Source organism: Bacillus sp. JJ722 (genome assembly GCF_036963345.1).
In the GTDB taxonomy this organism is placed as follows: Bacteria; Bacillota; Bacilli; order Bacillales; family DSM-1321; genus Bacillus_AD.
In genome coordinates this window covers 903-3,518 of the sequence record NZ_JBALMO010000191.1, presented here as the reverse complement: position 1 = coordinate 3,518, position 2,616 = coordinate 903, and the positions used below count along the sequence as shown (strand labels likewise).

Annotated in this window: 3 protein-coding genes; all 3 read right to left on the bottom strand. The window is 29.4% G+C overall.

What is annotated here, in order from left to right:
* Positions 1 to 34: 34 nt before the first annotated feature.
* The 3 genes from V7014_RS20305 to V7014_RS20295 all read right to left on the bottom strand — a co-directional run bounded on the left by V7014_RS20305 (position 35) and on the right by V7014_RS20295 (position 2,410).
* A complete protein-coding gene (locus tag V7014_RS20305; protein WP_335509734.1) occupies positions 35 to 277 on the bottom strand; it encodes a hypothetical protein in 243 nt (80 codons plus the stop codon).
* Positions 267 to 650: a hypothetical protein gene (locus tag V7014_RS20300; protein WP_335509732.1), complete on the bottom strand. Its 384-nt coding sequence runs from the start codon at positions 648 to 650 to the stop codon at positions 267 to 269. Before V7014_RS20300 ends, V7014_RS20305 begins: the two co-directional genes overlap by 11 nt.
* A gap of 245 nt (positions 651 to 895) precedes the next feature.
* Positions 896 to 2,410 carry a serine/threonine protein kinase gene (locus V7014_RS20295; RefSeq protein ID WP_335509730.1) on the bottom strand — a complete coding sequence of 505 codons (1,515 nt, stop codon included), beginning with the start codon at positions 2,408 to 2,410 and terminating at the stop codon, positions 896 to 898.
* Positions 2,411 to 2,616: the final 206 nt, after the last annotated feature.

The following is a 2,616-nucleotide window of genomic DNA, read 5'->3' as shown; positions in this document are numbered from 1 at the left end:
GGAATAACATGATCTACAGATATTTCGTTATCTACTATATTTTCACCGCAATAAAAACAATTACGCTTCCCATCTTCAAACATAAATCTAAGTGCTGATGGAACTTTTTTAATGATGCACGTTTAATGTTATTTTCATCGATTGCCCTTACTTTCCTTGAAATCCGTGGACTATAGTTAAATCCCTCTAACATTTGTGTCCATCTGTAATTAATAACAGTAAATAAAATATCACTATACTCCTTAATTGTTAGTATATCATTTCTATTAAAAGTCATATATTTCGTATGTTTCACGGTTAAGTTTCTTAAAACGCCAACAAACATCTTGTTTTAAGGTTTTAGCAATGTTTTTTACTGTTATTTTATATTCATCAGCTAACCCAATCGAAGTAAAGTCTATCTTTTCGAACCTTTTTGGTTGTACGGATTGCTTCTTATTAAAAAACAAGGCAATTAAATGTTTTGTAGAAGTAATCATTTCGGGTGGTTTTTTGATGTTTGGGCTTTGTATTAAATCAAAGTAAATGGTTTGATTCCAATAATACTTTAAACATAGTTTTGCAATTTCGTTAAAATCAAAAGTTATTTCATCTTCTTTCATCTCATGAGTATCCACTATTAATTCTACTAGTGCTTTTGCCCATGCCATTTTGTATGTATTATCAAAGCTGCAATTTAAGGTATTCCATTGTTTAATGTAATTGTCCATTGGGAGAAATCATTCCCACTTTTTATTTTTAATAAATATATCTGAATTTCAAAAGTGTTCTTGGAACAACTCTGAATATATATCCCTCATTCTTTTCAATAACCTAATAAACTAATGTTGTAAATTATCATATTTATCTCAAAACTAGTAGGATAGACTAAACACATATTAATTTTGTTGTGACCCTAACTCATCATTATTGAAATGCTATGTCGATGTAATTTAGATAGTTTTAATATATCTTCTTTACTGATTGAATTAGTAGCTATTAATTTATCGTAAATTTCCGATACTATAGCATCATTTTTGGACTGTAAAATAGGATGGGACTGTGTTGCAATAAAATAGTATTCTGAATGAAATTTTCTGATTCGAATTTGCGCTTCACCCTCTAAACGAACACTCTTACCTTCAATTTCAGCTATACCATCATCATATTCATCTATAGTAATATATCTGTCCTTAAACCAAGCAGCTTCTGCCCAACCAACTCCGCCATGTTCACCATATATTTCGAAATTAGGCATTGGCTTCGTTTTGATTATAAAGAACTGATGGTCTAATGAATAAGTATTTTTTAATACCCATACCTTTTCAATATGTATTTCTATATNNATATTATCCATTATCCATGTGTGTTCACTCACCTTGTACAATTGTTTAGAAATTTGAGAATTACTAAATCCTTGCGTCCACCAAAGATTTGTTTCGTCAATCAACTTATTAATCTCTTGAATAATTACATTAATTTTCATTTCACTATCTGTCTCAATTAATCCTCTTTTCCCTGGAAAACAATATAATAAGGCGTCATCGAATCTTCTCAATTCATCAATTACTCTGTCTATTTTCTTTTGATTTCTTACAATTTCATTCTTTTCTTGTATATTTTTTTGTATATATTCGGATACTATTTCAATACTTTGAGGGCGATCTTTAGGATCTCGATTAAGCATCATACTAATTACTGGCTCTATTATGTCAAATGATAGATCAACAGTTGTTAATGAATCTCTATTCCCTTTTGCAACCCCACCAGTAATATACCAAGTAATAATTTGTCCTAATGCAAATATATCCATTGTCGTATGTGGCTTAGTTCCTTTAATAAATTGTTCAGGTGCAGAAAAATCAAAGTTTGCCATTCTATCTTCTTTTTTAGTATGAAGAAATCTATCATAAATTTCAGGATCAAACCATGAAATTCCGAAGTCAGCTAAAATCATTTCTCCATTTTCAGATACTAAAATATTTTCTGGTTTTAAATCTCGATGAATAATACTCCTATCATGAATAACAGATACAATTCTTAATAAATTTTGTAAGACTGAATTTAAGTCTTCATAGTTCTGAATAGAATTAATTTCTCTCCAAGTTTTTAAAGTATGTGGGAACTTTTTCATCAACATATAGGGGAATTGTTGTTCACCAATATCTATATGCCCAAAATAGTATATGGGTACAACGGCTTTTGTTTCGGCCAATTGAACAATTTCCCTAAATTCTGTTACAAATCTATGGTATTTTGAAGAATTTCTTTTCGCCGCTAATACCTTTAATGCAACTTCATTCTTTCCGAACTCGACATTATAAACCAGTGCATTTCCACCTTCACCAATCTTTTCTTTTACCAGAATAACACCTAAATCAGAATCTATTGTTTTTTTACTTTTTAAGAAACTAGAAATTTGTTTTTTCATGTCTTGAACACTCAATACAAATCAACCTCTTTTTCATTCTTAAAATTTTTCAAAAAGAAAAAATGAACCACCATTATTAAAAAGATTAACTCCTTCTAACTAATTTGGATGATAGTCATTAAAACAACTAATAACTACTATAATTAAAAGGGTATTTATCGAAAGTATCATTCTACAGATTTTCATATTTGTCGTCCTTTTCAACC

Coding starts and splice junctions, on each gene's coding strand:
- V7014_RS20300 (WP_335509732.1), bottom strand. CDS start 650: ATGGCATGGGCAAAAGCACTAGTAGAATTAATAGTGGATACTCATGAG.
- V7014_RS20305 (WP_335509734.1), bottom strand. CDS start 277: ATGACTTTTAATAGAAATGATATACTAACAATTAAGGAGTATAGTGAT.